Source organism: Ktedonospora formicarum (genome assembly GCF_016587355.1).
GTDB classification, from domain to species: domain Bacteria; phylum Chloroflexota; class Ktedonobacteria; order Ktedonobacterales; family Ktedonobacteraceae; genus Ktedonobacter; species Ktedonobacter formicarum.
Window position 1 is genome coordinate 312,887 of sequence record NZ_BNJF01000007.1, and the last position, 15,937, is coordinate 328,823.

Below are 15,937 nucleotides of genomic sequence, written 5' to 3' on the forward strand. Positions count from 1 at the left end.
GAGCCACGCTCCTGCCTGCCTCCCACACGTGCGCTTCTCCCTTCACAGCAGCCCATGAGAACCACTCCCAACAGGATCATACACGTACACACGTTGGTGGCAACAAGCCGTACGATCATTAGTACTGCTCCGCTTCGCCTGTTACCAGTCGTCCACGCGCAGCCTATCTACCAGGTCTTCTTCCTGGGATCTTGACTCCTTCCGAAGAAAGAGTGGGACAAGTCGTCTTGGGGTCGGCTTCGCGCTTAGATGCTTTCAGCGCTTCTCCTTTCTTGACGTAGCTACCCAGCTCTGGGGGAGGCCCCCCAACTGGCACACCAGCGGTCAAGCCATCTCGGTCCTCTCGTACTGAAGATGACTCCCCTCACTTCTCCTACGCCCACGACGGATAGAGACCGAACTGTCTCGCGACGTTCTGAACCCAGCTCGCGTGCCGCTTTCATGGGCGAACAGCCCAACCCTTGGGACCTACTCCAGCCCCAGGATGCGACGAGCCGACATCGAGGTGCCAAACCTTGCCGTCGATGTGAACTCTTGGGCAAGATAAGCCTGTTATCCCCGGGGTAGCTTTTATCCGTTGAGCCACACTCCTTCCACTCGGGAATGTGGGATCACTAAGCCCGACTTTCGTCCCTGCTCGGCGCGTCTGCCTCGCAGTCAAGCTCCCTTGTGCCTTTACACTCTTGAGAGGGTGATGTCCATCCACCCTGAGGGAACCTTTGGGCGCCTCCGTTACTCTTTGGGAGGCGACCGCCCCAGTCAAACTACCCATCTGGCCCTGTTCACGCTCCGGCTCACGGATGCGTGTGAGACACAAACCATGGTGAGAGTGGTATTTCACTGCTGCCTCCTCCGCCCCCACAAGGGCGAAATCCTCGGCTCCCACCTATCCTACGCACACCATACTTCGTTTCCAGGCCAAACTGTAGTAAAGCTCCACGGGGTCTTTTTGTCCTGTCGTGGGTAACCCGTATCTTCACGGGTACTTCAATTTCGCCGAGTCCTCTGTCGAGACAGTGCCCAAGTCGTTTCTCCTTTCGTGCGGGTCGGAACTTACCCGACAAGGAATTTCGCTACCTTAGGACCGTTATAGTTACGGCCGCCGTTCACCGGGGCTTAGATTCGTGGCTACGCTCACCACTCCTCGTAACCTTCCGGCACTGGGCAGGAGTCAGCCCCTATACTTCCGCTCTCGCGTTCGCAGAGACCTGTGTTTTTGGTAAACAGTCGCTTGGGCCTCGTTTTTGCAGCCTTCTCACCACCTCTTGTCTTACCAAGAGACAGCTACTCAGGCCCCCCTTCTTCCGAAGGTACGGGGTCAATTTGCCGAGTTCCTTAACAGAGGGTCGCTCGATCACCTGGGGAGAGTTCCCCCTGCCTACCTGTGTCGGTTTGCGGTACGGGCGCACAGTCTTCTGGCGAGAGGCTTTTCTTGGCGGCCTGGGCTCCGATGACTTCCGCACCCTCGCGGGCGCTCGGCCCAGCAGTCACGCTTTCGCAACCGGGATTTGCCTCGGTCACGCGCTTCTGGCTGGGCACCGGTCCTGTCCATTCGACCGGCTCACCTTCCCTACCGCGTCCCCCCATTGCTCCATCACGAAGCTGTGCGGTGCAGGAATCTCTGACCTGCTTTCCATCGCCTACGGCTTAACGCCCTCGGCTTAGGTCCCGACTCACCCTGGGACGATTGACGTTGCCCAGGAACCCTCAGGCATTCGGTGTATCTGGTTCTCGCAGATATTGCGCTACTCATTCCGGCATTCTCACTTCCTGCCGCTCCACCAGTCCTTGCGATCTGGCTTCTCTGCCACAGGAACGCTCCCCTACCAACCTCCTCGTAAAGAGAAGGTTCCATGGCTTCGGGACGATGCTTGAGCCTCGGTACGTTGTCGGTGCCATTGCACTCGACCAGTGAGCTATTACGCACTCTTTAAATGATGGCTGCTTCTAAGCCAACATCCTGGCTGTTTGGGCGCATTGACCCCCTTTGACACTGAGCATCGATTTTGAGCCCTTAGCCGATGGTCTGGGCTGTTTCCCTTTTGACGACGAAGCTTAGCCCCCGCCGTCTCACTCACCCGCATCCTGTCCTGGCATTCGGAGTTTGGTTAGGGTTGGTAACCCGCACAGGGCCCCTAGCCTACTCAGTGCTCTACCTCCAGGATAGTTCTCTCGGGTGGCTGTACCTCAATACATTTCGGGGAGAACCAGCTATCTCCGTGTTCGATTAGCATTTCACCCCTATCCACAAGTCATCCCCCAGTTTTGCAACACTGGTGGGTTCGAGCCTCGACGGACTGTTACATCCGCTTCACTCTGCTCATGGATAGCTCACACGGTTTCGGGTCGCATCGCCGCTACACGCACGCCTTATTCAGACTCGGTTGCCCTCTGGCTCCCCAGCTTTAGCGCTGGTTAACCCGCAACGTGCGATGCACTCGCCGGATCATTCTACAAAAGGCACGCCATCAGCCCTTACTTCCTCATGGAAGAGTGGCCTCTGACTGCTGGTGAGTACGTGGTTTCAGGGTCTCTTTCATCCCCCTCTCGGGGTCCTTTTCACCTTTCCCTCACGGTACTTGTTCGCTATCGGTCGCTGAAGCTCTTTAGCCTTGGAGGGTGGTCCCCCCAGCTTCCCACAAGATTGCACGTGTCTCGTGGTACTCAGGATTCTTCCCACCGTACTGCCCCCGACCTCTACGGGACTCTCACCCCCTCTGGTGGCACGTTCCAATGCCTTCAAGTAAGGTCAGTATGGTGTTGATGGAAGTCCTACAACCCCGCCACGTCCGAGGACGTGATGGTTTGGGCTACCTCCCGGTTCGCTCGCCACTACTACGGGAATCTCGGTTGATTTCTCTTGCGCAGGCTACTGAGATGTTTCAGTTCGCCCACGATCCTCCACACCGTCTATGTGTTCAACGGTGGGTCTCCAGACATAACTCTGGAGGGGTTGCCCCATTGGGAATCTCAGGGATCATGGCTTGGATGCAGCTCCCCCTGAACGTTTCGCCGGTCTCCGCGTCCTTCATCGGACTTCAGCGCCAAGGCATCCACCTCGTACTCTCTGTCGCTTGTTCTGCCTTGCCGTTTTCTTCGCCGAATGTGAAGAATTGTCGTTAGTGTGTATCTACCCTTTGTTGTTGGGATTCGGTCTTCATGTTCACTGTCAGCGATCAGCGCTCGCGCAGGTCGCTCGCTTCTCGCTCCCGAAAGAGCTCGAAGAAAGCAGCAGGCACAGCGTGCTCGCTCAGCAAAATTGAAGGAAACATGTTCAGTTGTTCAAGGTGCTCGGGTGAGACCCATCTGTCCCTCACGAAGAGGGACGACGAAGCGCTCAACCGCTCAAGAGTGGAAGCAGCTTTCAACATCAGCACCACAGGTTCCTGTTCGACCTGGGATGGTTCCTCGCGCTGTGGCGAGAAACAACTCTCCCTAGAAAGGAGGTGATCCAGCCGCACCTTCCGGTACAGCTACCTTGTTACGACTTCACCCCAATCACCGACCCCACCCTCGACGCCTGCCTCCCAAAGGGTTAGCCTGGCGGCTTCAGGTGTTGCCGACTTTCGTGGTGTGACGGGCGGTGTGTACAAGACCCGGGAACGTATTCACCGTAGTGTGCTGACCTACGGTTACTAGCAACTCCTCCTTCATGCAGGCGAGTTTCAGCCTGCAATCTGAACTGAGACCGGCTTTCTGAGCTTGGCTCCCCCTCGCGGGTTCGCTTCCCTTTGTCTCCGGCCATTGTAGCGTGTGTGTCGCCCAGGTCGTAAGGGCCGTGCTGACTTGACGTCATCCCCGCCTTCCTCCCTTTCGGGCAGTCCCACCTGAAACCTATAACAGGCAGTAGGGGTTGCGCTCGTTGCGGGACTTAACCCAACATCTCACGACACGAGCTGACGACAGCCATGCAGCACCTGTGTGAACGCTCCGAAGAGCACAGTGCATTACCACTGCTTCGTCCACATGTCAAGACCTGGTAAGGTTCTTCGCGTTGCATCGAATTAAACCACACGCTCCGCTGCTTGTGCGGGTCCCCGTCAATTCCTTTGAGTTTTAATCTTGCGACCGTACTCCCCAGGCGGACCACTTATTGTGTTTACTTCGACACGGAGGGGGTCGATACCCCCCACATCTAGTGGTCATCGTTTACGGCCAGGACTACCGGGGTATCTAATCCCGTTCGCTCCCCTGGCTTTCGCACCTGAGCGTCAGGTACTTCCCAGGACACTGCCTTCGCCTTTGGTGTTCCTCCGGATCTCTACGCATTTCACCACTCCACCCGGAATTCCGTGTCCCTCTGAAGTCCTCAAGTCCCACAGTTTCCGTTCGCCTCTCCCGGTTGAGCCAGGAGCTGTCAGAACAGACTTACAGGACCGCCTGCGTGCCCTTTACGCCCAGTAACTCCGGACAACGCTCGCCCCCTACGTATTACCGCGGCTGCTGGCACGTAGTTAGCCGGGGCTTCTTCCTGAGGTACCGTCCGTTCTCGTCCCTCAGAAAAGCAGTTTACACTCCGAAAAGCGTCTTCCTGCACGCGGCGTTGCTCGTTCAGGGTTGCCCCCATTGACGAAAATTCCTCACTGCTGCCCCCCGTAGGAGTCTGGGCCGTTCTCAATCCCAGTGTGGCTGACCATCCTCTCAGACCAGCTACTGATCGTCGCCTTGGTGAGCTTTTACCTCACCAACCAGCTAATCAGGCGCAGGCCCATCCTCAGGCGTCCCGAAGGACTTTCCTTCTTGCGAAGGATATGCGGTATTGTCGGCGATTTCTCGCCGGTATTCCTCACCTGGGGGTAGGTACCCACGTGTTCCTCACCCGTCCGCCACTCCCTTGTTACCAAGGGCGTTCGACTTGCATGTGTTAGGCACGCCGCCAGCGTTTATCCTGAGCCAGGATCAAACTCGCCATTCAAGTTGTGAATGTATCTGTACCCATCCCCAACCGGAGATGAGACATGTGTAAATGAGTTTGCGTCCAGGCTGAAAGAAGTGCTTGGCTTCTTTGTTTGCTTGTTCGCAGAATTGACAGGATTGTGTACCTTCCTCTCATGGCTCCCTTGCGAGAGCGCTGGAAGAAGGGCCAATGTCCATCTGCATTCCACTCTTGAGTTGTTCAGGTACGTCTTTGAGTCCTCGACGCCGCATGGGCGTCGTCCCCGCCGACCTCAATGGATCAGCGTTTTTTTCTCTGTATCGGGCAGAACCAACAAGAGCAGCGTTTCCGTTGTTTTCGTTCGTTCGCCGTCGACTCCGGTAGTATCGCATATCGCTTGGGGTTTGTCAACCCCTTTTTCGTGACTTTTTCGAAGCTCATTCAGATTCGTTGTTGTGCCCCTTCTTTGCGGGCTGCCGGAAAATGACAGCACGAAGCCGATGACCTCAACAGTCATACAGCGCGGGAAGGGGAGATGATCTGAACGATCCCGTGTCGAGCCACCTTAGCGTGGCGCAATCCTTGGTGACAGGCTCAACTATTCTGTAAGGTGTTTACCTGTCGTCGGAGCGAAGGTAAGTATGCCATAGTTTTACTATGAAGTCAAGCCTTTTAGAAGCAATTTTTGAAAGATTCTAAAAATTGCTTCTAAAAGGCTTGCTGCTTGCCCTCATTCATCTTAGCAAGGCTTTCTGGCCTATTTCGCGATCAAGCACCATCCTCTGGCAGAACTACTCTTCATACAAAGCCTGCCAGTGTAAACGCTCCTGCTGAGCTTCAGTAAAACGCTCAGCAATCGTCCCATCTTGGGCCAGTATTTGCTGGCGTAATGACTGCAGGGTCGAGATATATGCATCAAGACCACTTGCAACAGCCGCACTATTAGTCAGGCAGATATCGCGGTACATTTCGGGGCTCCCCGCCGCCAGCCTGGTCGCATCTCGAAAACCACTAGATGCCAGCAAAGACGCATCCCCCCAGGTAGGACTATGCGCCGCGCTCTCAATCAGGGCCACAGCAGAGAGGAAAGGCACATGGCTAATCATTGCAACCTGTCTATCATGCTCCTCAGGCTCCAGAACTTTTACCCGAGCCCCCAATACTTCCGCTAATGCAGCGACCTTCTTCATAGCCATAGGCCGTGTGCTGGTGGTTGGTGTTAGGCAATATATGCGATGGCGAAACAAGGCAGCATCTGCCGCTTCGACACCAGTGAGTTCTTTTCCAGCCATAGGATGCCCACCGACAAAGGACACATTTTCAGGTAAATAGCTCTCCGCCCATTCAATAACCTGTGCCTTCGTACTGGCAACATCGGTAACGACCGCTCCAGGGGTCAGCACTGATGCCAACTGTTGAAGAAGAGTGCGAATAGCACCAACAGGTGTCGCCAGGATAACCAGATCGGCTCCCCGCACAGCATCTGCCAGCTCCATATATGGCTGATCGATAGCACCTACTCTATATGCTTGCTGAGACACACCTCTTCCCAGATCATAGCCCGTTACCTGTTGCGCGGCACCTGACTCACGTAATGCCAGGCCGATGGAGCCTCCTATCAGTCCCAGCCCCACGATAGCAACACGACTAAACATAGACAAATCCTCTTTTGCAGCCAGCCTTTATATATGAAAACGCAAGACGGTATGCCTTCAGGCATACCGACATGCACATCTATTCGTAAAAATAAGCATTTTAAATGCTTTAGAAATAGATCAGATTCTCAAGCCACGCTTCCCCACTATCCCCTAAAATTGAAGCAAGCATGGTGGTCACTTCATCGCTTAATACTCTCTCCTGCTCAACACGATATAGGTCGAGAAAGCGTGGCAGAATATCAATTGAATATGTTTCCAACAGATCCGCAGCAAAGCGCTCTAGCAACAATTGATAGCAGAGATAATCTTCGGGTGTGGTATCTTCATACCAATCAAAACCACGAATCGTATCGGGGGTTTTGCCATCTGGCTCAACCTCAAAGATATCATCATATTCAGCATACAGGTCTGTATTCACAATACCAGTCTGTCCATCCAATATATGTGCAAGCCAGAGGGACGCGAATTTCACCTGCCACTCGTCTGCCCACAAGGGATTATCTTCGGGCCAGGGGCGCGGATCACTCTCTAAAAATGCCAGCACCAGAGCATGGTACAACATAAAAGAGAACTTTTCCGTCGTCATTTCGCCAAAAATCATATCGACTTCAGACGGAACCACAAGCGTTGGAGGGCTGGTTACCTCTGTCCAATAAGGAGAGGGCCTATCAACCTCCTCAACCTCATCATGAGGGGCCAGTGAGAGATCATCAGGCGTGGGCAACAGGATCTCGAACTCAGGGCGTGCTTTGCCGAAGAGTTGCTCCAACTGTATGCACGCCTTATCAATGATCTGAGCTATCTGACGTGCCCGAGCCTCATCGCCAGCAGGATAATATCCTGGCACAGGCCCAGACAACATACTGTACTTATCATAGGGAAAGAGCATCGTTTCGCTCATGCCGTCCCTTCTTCTCGAAGTGTTTCTTTCGGCTCATCTAAAACCACTAGAGGGTCTTTTGCAACAAGCTCGCGCTCCGCTTTCGCTTCCTCAAGTAGCGCTCCTGATTTCTTTTCCTTACGAAAGCGCAGGTATGCACTCTTGAAGAGCTGTTGCAAGCGACTGGGCTTTATTTGTTTGCCGTTTTCATAATATTCTAACGCCACCTCGCCAATGGACCATGTAGCCGCTCCCGCGATGGCGCCTGCAACAAAGTCTCCGCCAAATGGAACAAACTTCGCCACCTGTTCCGCTAGATAGCGGAAGGCCAGCCCACTTATCATTGTAGCAATCAATTCGCGAGCCTGCTTTAGCGACTCGGCATTATCCATGGGCTCACCATAGAGCGCGGCCAGGCGTAACACCAGGCGAGCCTGAGTCCCAAGTAGGATTGGAATGTCTATAAAGGGAATCGGCTCAATCCCAGCAGCTAGGCAGACAAGGGTTGCGTTGCGAATAATGCGTTGCGCGGCTTGTCGACGATACGCAGGCAGTTCACGCCCTATAGCGAGCGCGGCTTCAGGGCTAGCATCAATAATGGCGGGAATAAGCTCCTCAGCCACATTTCTGCCATTTCTGGCGGAGATTGGGATAATACCAGGAGAATTCAGCAGCACCGCCATTTCGGTCGCGATCTGATCGCCTTTCTCCCCACCACGTAAGGTATCTACCTTGTTGGCCGCGATAATTGTTGGCTTGTCCAGTTTCTTGATCAAGCTATAGAGTTCGCGATCCTCAGCCTGAAGCCCTCTGGCAGCATCAAGCAAGAATACTATCACACTTGCCTGCCCCATGCCACTCTCCATGACATCAGGGAGGTGTCCCGGTGTATCTACCAATGTAAACGGACCGAAATCTGTTCGCACCAAGGAGCGTGTTGTTCCAACTTCAGAAGAGACCGGCGAGAGCATTTGCCCTTTCATCTGATTGAAAAGGGTGCTTTTTCCTGTGTTGGGCATTCCTACAATGACAACGGTATTGTTTAACCCTTCCAGGATATCCATCTGCGCTTGCTTCCAGTTCACGGCTTTCATCAAGCCCTGCACCATGGTGACGTTGGATGGCATATTCTTGAGCGCACTCACGCCCAATTCACGTATGGTCGACGGACGATTGCTTTTACTTAAGATTGTGTCGGTAAACTTCTTTTTAATGACGTCGCGCTGGTTGTTCTCGTCAGGTGAATATGTATGCTTCGCCACGCTCGTTCATCCTTCCCTGATACAGTCTTGTAGTCTTATACAAAAACCAATGCCACTCTCGCGGCTCGCGCAAGTGCGCTCGGATTTTCGTTTAAGAAGTATGAAAAGTGTCCCAGTTATAAGTACAGGTTCAGGGCATATGTAAAACACATGCTTTTGATTATAACTTTCTCTGCTCATAAGAGCAAACAACATCTATTACACGGATAGCACGCCTGGATAGGAGACGGAAATCTCCCTTCCCGGTCTTCTCACATGGAGCCTTTCGACCAGACAAACCAAAGCATCAGATGATAATACTCACAGTTGTGCAGAAGAAGCTAGGCAAGTACACCCCTTCTTCAGTATAGCCAAACAATAAGGTTTTCTATGAAAACCACTATCGCTATTTCCGAACGCGTTCAGGTTCATGATTGTAGATACGCCTCAATCACCCATATATACGTATACCTGTGATAGTGGGTTCGATAGGTCATTATTCATAAGTATCGGCACACGCACTCTTACTTAACAATATCCTTTGTATATATGTCTGCTCTAGTCCATGAGAGTACACTTCTTCCTCACAACCCATCTGCTCTTTTGCGAAGTAGAGGTTCGGCAAATACAAAAAGCATTTGAGTATATGATGCTCTCTAATTTGCAACCTGTGCTTGACGTATTGCTACCTTTTCTGACATAATCGAGACGTAAACTCTTACATTCATCTTCCATACTTTTTGTAAACGAGAGGCACCACAATGCGAGATACCCCAATGTGCAATGAAAAAACTGAGCAGGATTACCATGCTGGCTTTTCACGCGTTATGTGGTTCGCAGAACAGGCAAAACTTCAGGGATGGAAGCTAAGTGACCGCCAGATCGTGCATGAGATCATGCAGCGAGAAAGGGCCGCTCAGATCCGCGACAAAAGCTCTCTTCCGATAGTTGGAAAAGAAGTACGCTCTTCAGCCTGGAATCGAGGCCAGGCCGATGCATTGCGGGCCTTATTACGCTCACAACGCGAGCATTATGGGAAGGGGCTCTAAACCCTCCAGAGACCAGGCGTGTGAGCGCTAGCCACACTGGTGGTTTTGTTTTTGCATGAAGCATTTTCAAGCACTCCCACACTTGACATAGATTCTTCTTTTTTGTCATAATCGGCTTCAGCGTAGAAGCCGTTTTTTTATGCGTTGGATCGATAGGGAAAGGGGCTCAATTATGGAGAATGCCGCCATTACAAGCTATACGGGACCAGAGCTACGCTCCCCCGAACAAGTTCATACAATCATTACCGAGCTACGCCGCCTCTACCCTGATGCTATGTGTTCACTTAATTTCTCCAATTCTCTTGAACTGCTGGTAGCAACCCAACTCTCAGCCCAATGCACTGATGAACGTGTGAATCTCGTCACCGCGCAACTTTTTAAGAAGTATCGTACGGTAGAAGACTACGCGACCGCTAAGCAGGAGGTATTGGAGCAGGATATTCGCTCGACAGGTTTTTATCGAAACAAAGCACGCAATATCCGTAACGCCTGCCAGCGCATTATTACTGAGTTCGACGGCGAAGTTCCATGCACGATGCCAGATCTGTTAAGTCTGGCAGGAGTCGCACGCAAGACGGCTAATGTGGTACTGGGAAATGCCTTTGGGATTGTGGAGGGCTTTGTGGTGGATACCCATGTCGGACGGCTCTCCCGTCGCCTGGGATGGACACAACAGAAGGATCCAGTCAAGGTTGAGCAAGAATTAATGCGCATCATCCCCCAGCAGGATTGGCTCGATCTTTCGCATCTTCTGATTTTCCACGGGCGCGCGATTTGCGATGCCCGCAAGCCACTCTGTAGCCAATGCACACTGGCAATGCTCTGCCCCTCGGCCACTTCACTCGCGAAGGGCTAAACAGCAATCCACGCCAATCACAAATGCCTATACTCGAACAAGCAAAGCTCCAGGCAATATCTGCGCTTCAAAGGTGGTAGCATTGAGCGTTTCGCCATCATACTGCATGTTTGCTGGTCTGGCGCAAGTCATGCTTAACGCTTTCGCGCGATAGAAGTGGACCAGCGGCTCCTGGGCATGTTCGCCACGTTGAAGAACAGGAAGTAGCTTCAGGGCGCGCCGCAAAGGCATATAGGAGACAGCACATATATCGAAGTAGCCATCAGTATGATCAGCCTGGGGATTGACGCGAAAGCCCGCGCCATAGGCGGGGCCATTGGAGACCGCGATCAAGACGTACTGCTGTTGCTCATGCGTCAGGACTTTGCCATCCAGACTCAACGATACCCAGGGGCAATGGCGGTACCCGAAAAGCAGTTGTTTCAGCGCAGCGGTATAATAAAGGCGTGCTCCACTCATGAGCGGATATTTCTTGAGCTTACCAACTGCGACGGCGATATCCGCATCAAGCCCCACGCTAAAGGCATTGGCGAAGTAGTGCCCATTGACAACTCCTGCATCCGTCTCGATGACACGCCCATGCAGCGCCGTCTCCAAAGCAGTCTCAGGATCAGAGGACAATTTCAGAGTATTGCAGGCATAGTCATTCCCAGAGCCCGCAGGGACAATCCCCAGAGGCACACGGCAACCAGAGGTTAGGATACCATTCATCACTTCGTTCAGCGTTCCATCACCACCCACCACGACAAGTCCTCGCCCTTCGTGAGCGGCCTGCTTCGCCAACTCTTGCGCCTCACCTGCTAGCCGTGTCTCGACATACTCAACATTTATGCGCTGACGATAGCTCTCGATAAGCGAACGATAACGCGTCATCTTGCCACGGTTCGCGGCTGGATTGAGGATAATAAGAGGGAAGAGTGCGGGATCATATGTCTTGGTGCCGTGTTCCATAATGCTCCTCTTGAGAGTAATGGTTTCTGGCTCGATTCTAACATATCCTCTACAGTTTCACAAATGCTAGCGAGCAGGTTTTACTAAGACACCTGACCATTCTGATAGAAACTTAATTTAAGAGGAACATTGTCTAGAAGAAGGCCAGCCACGCCAGAGAAAAGATGTTGCACTTTCTTCAAACGTGGCTGGTACTCATACATTAGTCGGGAAGTGGCCCCATATAGCGAGACCAGAGATCGTAGGCTATCTCCTGCGCGCTGGCTTCGATACCATACGCGGAGAAGTACTGACATACGCGCTCGATATCGCGTTGTAGCAACTGCAACACTGCCGGGCTATGGCGTGGGTCGACTGCCTGAGCAAAATCAATCAGCATGACCGCACCTTCCCAGTAGAGGATGTTGTACTCGGAGAGGTCGCCATGCACGCGATTGTGAGCAAACATCAGCTCGATGTCAGCAAGGATCTGCTCAAACAATGGACGCGCCTCCTCCGCCTCCAGTATAACCTCGCGTAAGAGTGGTGCCTGCTTCTCCCGGTCGCCCAGGTACTCCATCAGGATGGCATTCCCTATATGCGACAGGGGTTTCGGGACGTGCACACCCGCCTCATAGAGTTGGATTTGCGTTTCATACTCAAAGCCAATCCATGAGGAGACCTGCAACGCACGGGATTTGGCATTTTTACGCGACATAACTCGTTTGGCTCGCGAGTTCCCCATTGCCTTCTTGTGTTCGTCAACAACTACACGGCTCTGCCGATAGATGGCATCGTTGCGTAGATTGCGAAACATACGAGGGCGATAGACCTTTGCTGCCAGGACATCATATGCTGTATCGGGATGCGCGACACAGCAAAAGACGGAAGCCTCTTTACCGCTCTTGGCGATATAGAGTACATCCGAGATCAGATCCTCCTCGTAAAACTGCGACAGCGAAGAGTGAATCCAGGGTCCATCGCGCTGTGAAGACAGCATTGTGGGATGAAACTCGCGCGAGGCGCTGGATTCGGATGCCTGCTCTTTGAGCCAACGCTGTACATCTTCATTGCTTTCGTAGCTTGTTTTGCGTGTGGGCTTGGGATGATGACCGTGGCGATATTTATCCTTTATTTTGATAAATGAAGCGGCCTCATCTTCGTAGATCTCAAAATCGTCATTATTCTGGTACACAAATGCTCCTTGATGTAAGGCGAACAAGAATCAACTGCTGATCCAAGCCAGGGGAAAAGGGGAGACGGAATCCAGCAGCCTCAGGTACAAAACGCCTGTGGCAAGGGCATAGTTTGCCCATAAGCAGCTTGTATACGGGAACAAAAGGTATCAGCAATAGAGGAAATGGTTACCCTCAAACCACAGCTGTACCTGCTCTACAACAAGAGAGAGGTGCATAAAACAGCAGATCGTCTACACTGTGGTCAAGAGCGAATAGGAAGCGACCAGGAAGATGGTCGTATAAAGAAAGGTGACATGATATACGCTGCAATGAGCGATCATCATGAGAGAGGTGTTCCTATGCTTTTGTGCGCATCAGGTGAGATCGTCTAGCTGGTTACCACCATGCTGCTGGAAACCGCGAAAAAAGTGACTTGCGCCATATGTACACCTCCAAAGAAAAGAAGTTATAAAGTTATTGTAGCATAGGCCTCAAGCAAACACAAGCGTTCGAAAGCGACATCCAGGAGTGCCACCATAGCAAGCTTCTGTACGGTTTCGAGACGCAACAAAATCACACACAAGAGGCGCACCATCTTTGTCAGCAACGTCATACTTGGGTTTGCCTGTACAGCCTGGGAGAGCATATGATGAAGATAGATACTCAGTTAGAGCAAGACAAGCTTGCATTGTACGAAGGAGGAAACATCTCAATGGCGCTAAAAATAGGAGTCATTGTACCTCAGGGCTGGCGCATGGATCTTGTGGGGATCACCGATCCCGTTGAAGCCTATGAGACTATGACTCGCGTCGCGCAAGAGGCCGAGGAGTTGGGATTTGATTCGATCTGGCTCTTTGACCATTTCCATACCGTACCACAACCAACGCAAGAAGTAACCTTCGAATGCTGGACCAGTACGGCAGCCCTGGCACGCGATACCAAACGCGTTCGCATCGGGCAGATGGTCTCTTGCAATAGTTATCGCAATCCAGCCCTACTCGCGAAGATGGCAAGCACTGTTGATGTACTTAGCCACGGACGCCTGGATTTTGGTATTGGCGCTGGCTGGTACGAGCACGAATACAATGCCTATGGCTATGAGTTCCCCGATGGCCCGACCCGCCTACGTCAACTACGCGACGCTGTCCGCATCATTAAGAGCATGTGGACAGAGGAAGAGGCTATATTTGAAGGGAAATACCATCAGGTGCGAGGTGCGATCAATCAACCCAAGGGCGTACAGAAACCACATATCCCCTTGCTCGTTGGTGGCGCTGGCGAAAAAGTGACGCTCAAAATCGTGGCTCAATATGCGGACGCCTGCAATATAGGTCACCAGGATAACGAAGGTTTGGCGCGCAAGCTTGACATCATCAAGCAGCACTGTAATGACGTTGGGCGTGATTACAATGAGATCCGCCGCACAGTACTCTATAACTGTGCTATTGCGGAGACCGATGCCGAGGCCCTCGCAAAATCAGAGCTTTACAAGCGCAATGTTCCTGAAGGCCGCCTGCGCGAACACGCCTTAATTGGGACCCCGGATGCTATTCGCAAGCGTCTGATCGAGATTGAGCAAGCAGGTGCTCAGGAACTGATTATCTTCCTGCAAGATGCCGCGAAACTGGATTCCTTGCGCCTCTTCGCGCAGGAATGCTTGCCCAGATAATCACAGGCTCCCTATAAAGGGGAACTTGAAACCATAGCAACCGGATTTCTACCGTCCGATGCGGGGGCGATACTGAATCGCCTCCGCGATATATGGGGCGGCAATCGTATCGCAACCAGCGAGATCCGCAATGCTACGCGCGAGCTTGAGCACACGATGGTAGGCGCGTGCGGAGAGGTGCATCTGCTGCATCGCGGCCTTGATCAGGCGCTCCGCCGCGTCATCAACCTCACAGAAGGCACGCACCTCAGCAGGACCCATCTCGGAGTTACAAGTCAATCTGGAACCAGTAAAACGTCGTAGTTGGCGCTCTCTTGCTTCCTGCACTCGAGCGCGAATCGTGGTGGAGTTCTCCACCTGGCGCTTATCGGCAAGCTTCGCGTAGTCGACGCGTGGCACCTCGACATGAATATCAATACGGTCCAATAAAGGACCGCTGATGCGCTTCTGATAGCGCGCGATAGCTGTGGCTGAACAAACGCATTCTTTAATTGGATCACCCAGGTACCCACATGGGCATGGATTCATGGCAGCTACTAGCATGAAGTTCGCGGGATAGGTAATGGTCCCTTGAGCGCGCGAGATGGTGACAACCTTATCTTCGAGCGGTTGCCGCAAGACCTCTAAAACATTCTGCCCAAACTCAGGTAACTCGTCGAGAAAGAGCACGCCTCGATGAGAGAGGCTGATTTCCCCCGGACGCGGCAAGCGACCACCTCCAACTAATCCCGCATGACTGATAGTATGGTGCGGCGCACGAAACGGGCGCTGGAGTACCAAGGGCAAATCAGTGGGAAGCATGCCACTGACACTATAAATGCGTGTCACATCCAGAGCCTCTTCTATCGTCGTGCGAGGCAAGATGGACGGAGTCGAGCGCGCGAGAAGCGTCTTCCCCGATCCTGGGGGACCACTCAGTAAGATATTATGCCCTCCACTGGCTGCGACCTCAAGCGCACGCTTAACATGCTCCTGCCCGCGTACCGCAGCCATATCTTGAGCATATGCTCCTTCACTGGCACGCGCCAAGAGAGAAGCATCATATGCGTAGGGCTCAATACGCTCCTCACCATTCAGATGCGCTACCAGTTGTGAAAGCTTTTCCACTGGATAGACCATAATACCATCTACCAGGGCCGCCTCCCTGGCATCTATGGCTGGTACAAAGACCGCTTGGATATTCTTCTCACGTGCGAGAGCCACCATGGGCAAGATACCATTGGTATGTCGCACACTTCCATCGAGTGAGAGCTCACCTAGAAAAAGGTACTCAGAAAGGTCACCAGTTTCATTGGCTGGCACGATATTTTGATTCGCGTACAGGATCGCGACCGCCATAGGTAAATCAAATGAGGGACCCTCTTTGCGCAGGTCGGCAGGAGCAAGATTCACCACCAGGCGTTTCATGGGGAAGAGACAACCACTGTTCTTAATCGCGGACCGTACGCGTTCTCTGGCTTCATTAACCGCTGCATCGGGTAAACCTACCACCAGGAATTGCGGTAGACCTGGGGAGACATCCACTTCAATCTCAATCAAGGCACCTTCAAGACCAATTACCGCACAACTACGAGCCATTGACAACATAAAACACATCCTT

The 15,937-nt window shown here is 52.6% G+C and carries 10 protein-coding genes and 2 rRNA genes; 3 read left to right on the forward strand and 9 right to left on the reverse strand.

Going from position 1 to position 15,937, the window contains the following annotated elements:
• Positions 1–98: 98 nt before the first annotated feature.
• From K3T82_RS41210 to K3T82_RS41235, 6 genes are all read right to left on the reverse strand, one after another.
• Positions 99–3,080 (reverse strand): 23S ribosomal RNA (locus K3T82_RS41210).
• Between the two features lie 96 nt (positions 3,081–3,176).
• Positions 3,177–3,371 (reverse strand): hypothetical protein, encoded by a 195-nt coding sequence (locus K3T82_RS41215; RefSeq protein WP_220199307.1) that lies wholly within the window; start codon positions 3,369–3,371, stop codon positions 3,177–3,179.
• Positions 3,372–3,439: 68 nt separating this feature from the next.
• Positions 3,440–4,915 (reverse strand): 16S ribosomal RNA (locus tag K3T82_RS41220).
• The 16S and 23S rRNA genes sit together here, the layout of an rRNA operon.
• 752 nt (positions 4,916–5,667) lie before the next feature.
• A complete protein-coding gene (locus K3T82_RS41225; protein ID WP_220199308.1) occupies positions 5,668–6,531 on the reverse strand; it encodes a prephenate dehydrogenase in 864 nt (287 codons plus the stop codon).
• Between the two features lie 109 nt (positions 6,532–6,640).
• Positions 6,641–7,435: a hypothetical protein gene (locus tag K3T82_RS41230; RefSeq protein WP_220199309.1), complete on the reverse strand. Its 795-nt coding sequence runs from the start codon at positions 7,433–7,435 to the stop codon at positions 6,641–6,643.
• Positions 7,432–8,676 carry a GTPase gene (locus K3T82_RS41235; RefSeq protein ID WP_220199310.1) on the reverse strand — a complete coding sequence of 415 codons (1,245 nt, stop codon included), beginning with the start codon at positions 8,674–8,676 and terminating at the stop codon, positions 7,432–7,434. Before K3T82_RS41235 ends, K3T82_RS41230 begins: the two co-directional genes overlap by 4 nt.
• A gap of 740 nt (positions 8,677–9,416) precedes the next feature.
• On the opposite strand from K3T82_RS41235, the gene K3T82_RS41240 reads away from it, so the two are divergent.
• Entirely contained in the window at positions 9,417–9,704 is a 288-nt protein-coding gene (locus K3T82_RS41240) for a hypothetical protein (protein ID WP_220199311.1), read from the forward strand.
• Between the two features lie 172 nt (positions 9,705–9,876).
• On the forward strand, positions 9,877–10,560 hold the full coding sequence (gene nth / locus K3T82_RS41245; RefSeq protein WP_220199312.1) for an endonuclease III: 684 nt from the start codon (positions 9,877–9,879) through the stop codon (positions 10,558–10,560).
• A 27-nt stretch (positions 10,561–10,587) separates the two neighbouring features.
• Here the strand turns inward: nth and K3T82_RS41250 are convergent, their stop codons facing one another.
• Together K3T82_RS41250 and K3T82_RS41255 are read right to left on the reverse strand one after the other, a co-directional pair.
• Positions 10,588–11,511 carry a diacylglycerol/lipid kinase family protein gene (locus K3T82_RS41250; RefSeq protein ID WP_220199313.1) on the reverse strand — a complete coding sequence of 308 codons (924 nt, stop codon included), beginning with the start codon at positions 11,509–11,511 and terminating at the stop codon, positions 10,588–10,590.
• Positions 11,512–11,713: 202 nt separating this feature from the next.
• Entirely contained in the window at positions 11,714–12,685 is a 972-nt protein-coding gene (locus K3T82_RS41255) for an RIO1 family regulatory kinase/ATPase domain-containing protein (protein ID WP_220199314.1), read from the reverse strand.
• Positions 12,686–13,380: 695 nt separating this feature from the next.
• On the opposite strand from K3T82_RS41255, the gene K3T82_RS41260 reads away from it, so the two are divergent.
• Positions 13,381–14,337, forward strand: coding sequence for an LLM class F420-dependent oxidoreductase (locus tag K3T82_RS41260; RefSeq protein WP_220199315.1), 957 nt, complete (start codon positions 13,381–13,383; stop codon positions 14,335–14,337).
• Between the two features lie 48 nt (positions 14,338–14,385).
• Here K3T82_RS41260 and K3T82_RS41265 read toward each other — a convergent pair whose 3' ends face one another.
• On the reverse strand, positions 14,386–15,924 hold the full coding sequence (locus K3T82_RS41265) for a YifB family Mg chelatase-like AAA ATPase (protein ID WP_220199316.1): 1,539 nt from the start codon (positions 15,922–15,924) through the stop codon (positions 14,386–14,388).
• Positions 15,925–15,937: the final 13 nt, after the last annotated feature.

Bases quoted from the DNA above. Each gene is read 5' to 3' on its own strand.
- K3T82_RS41230 (WP_220199309.1), bottom strand. From the start codon at position 7,435: ATGAGCGAAACGATGCTCTTTCCCTATGATAAGTACAGTATGTTGTCT.
- K3T82_RS41265 (WP_220199316.1), bottom strand. From the start codon at position 15,924: ATGTTGTCAATGGCTCGTAGTTGTGCGGTAATTGGTCTTGAAGGTGCC.
- nth (WP_220199312.1), top strand. From the start codon at position 9,877: ATGGAGAATGCCGCCATTACAAGCTATACGGGACCAGAGCTACGCTCC.
- K3T82_RS41225 (WP_220199308.1), bottom strand. From the start codon at position 6,531: ATGTTTAGTCGTGTTGCTATCGTGGGGCTGGGACTGATAGGAGGCTCC.
- K3T82_RS41240 (WP_220199311.1), top strand. From the start codon at position 9,417: ATGCGAGATACCCCAATGTGCAATGAAAAAACTGAGCAGGATTACCAT.
- K3T82_RS41260 (WP_220199315.1), top strand. From the start codon at position 13,381: ATGGCGCTAAAAATAGGAGTCATTGTACCTCAGGGCTGGCGCATGGAT.
- K3T82_RS41250 (WP_220199313.1), bottom strand. From the start codon at position 11,511: ATGGAACACGGCACCAAGACATATGATCCCGCACTCTTCCCTCTTATT.
- K3T82_RS41215 (WP_220199307.1), bottom strand. From the start codon at position 3,371: ATGTTGAAAGCTGCTTCCACTCTTGAGCGGTTGAGCGCTTCGTCGTCC.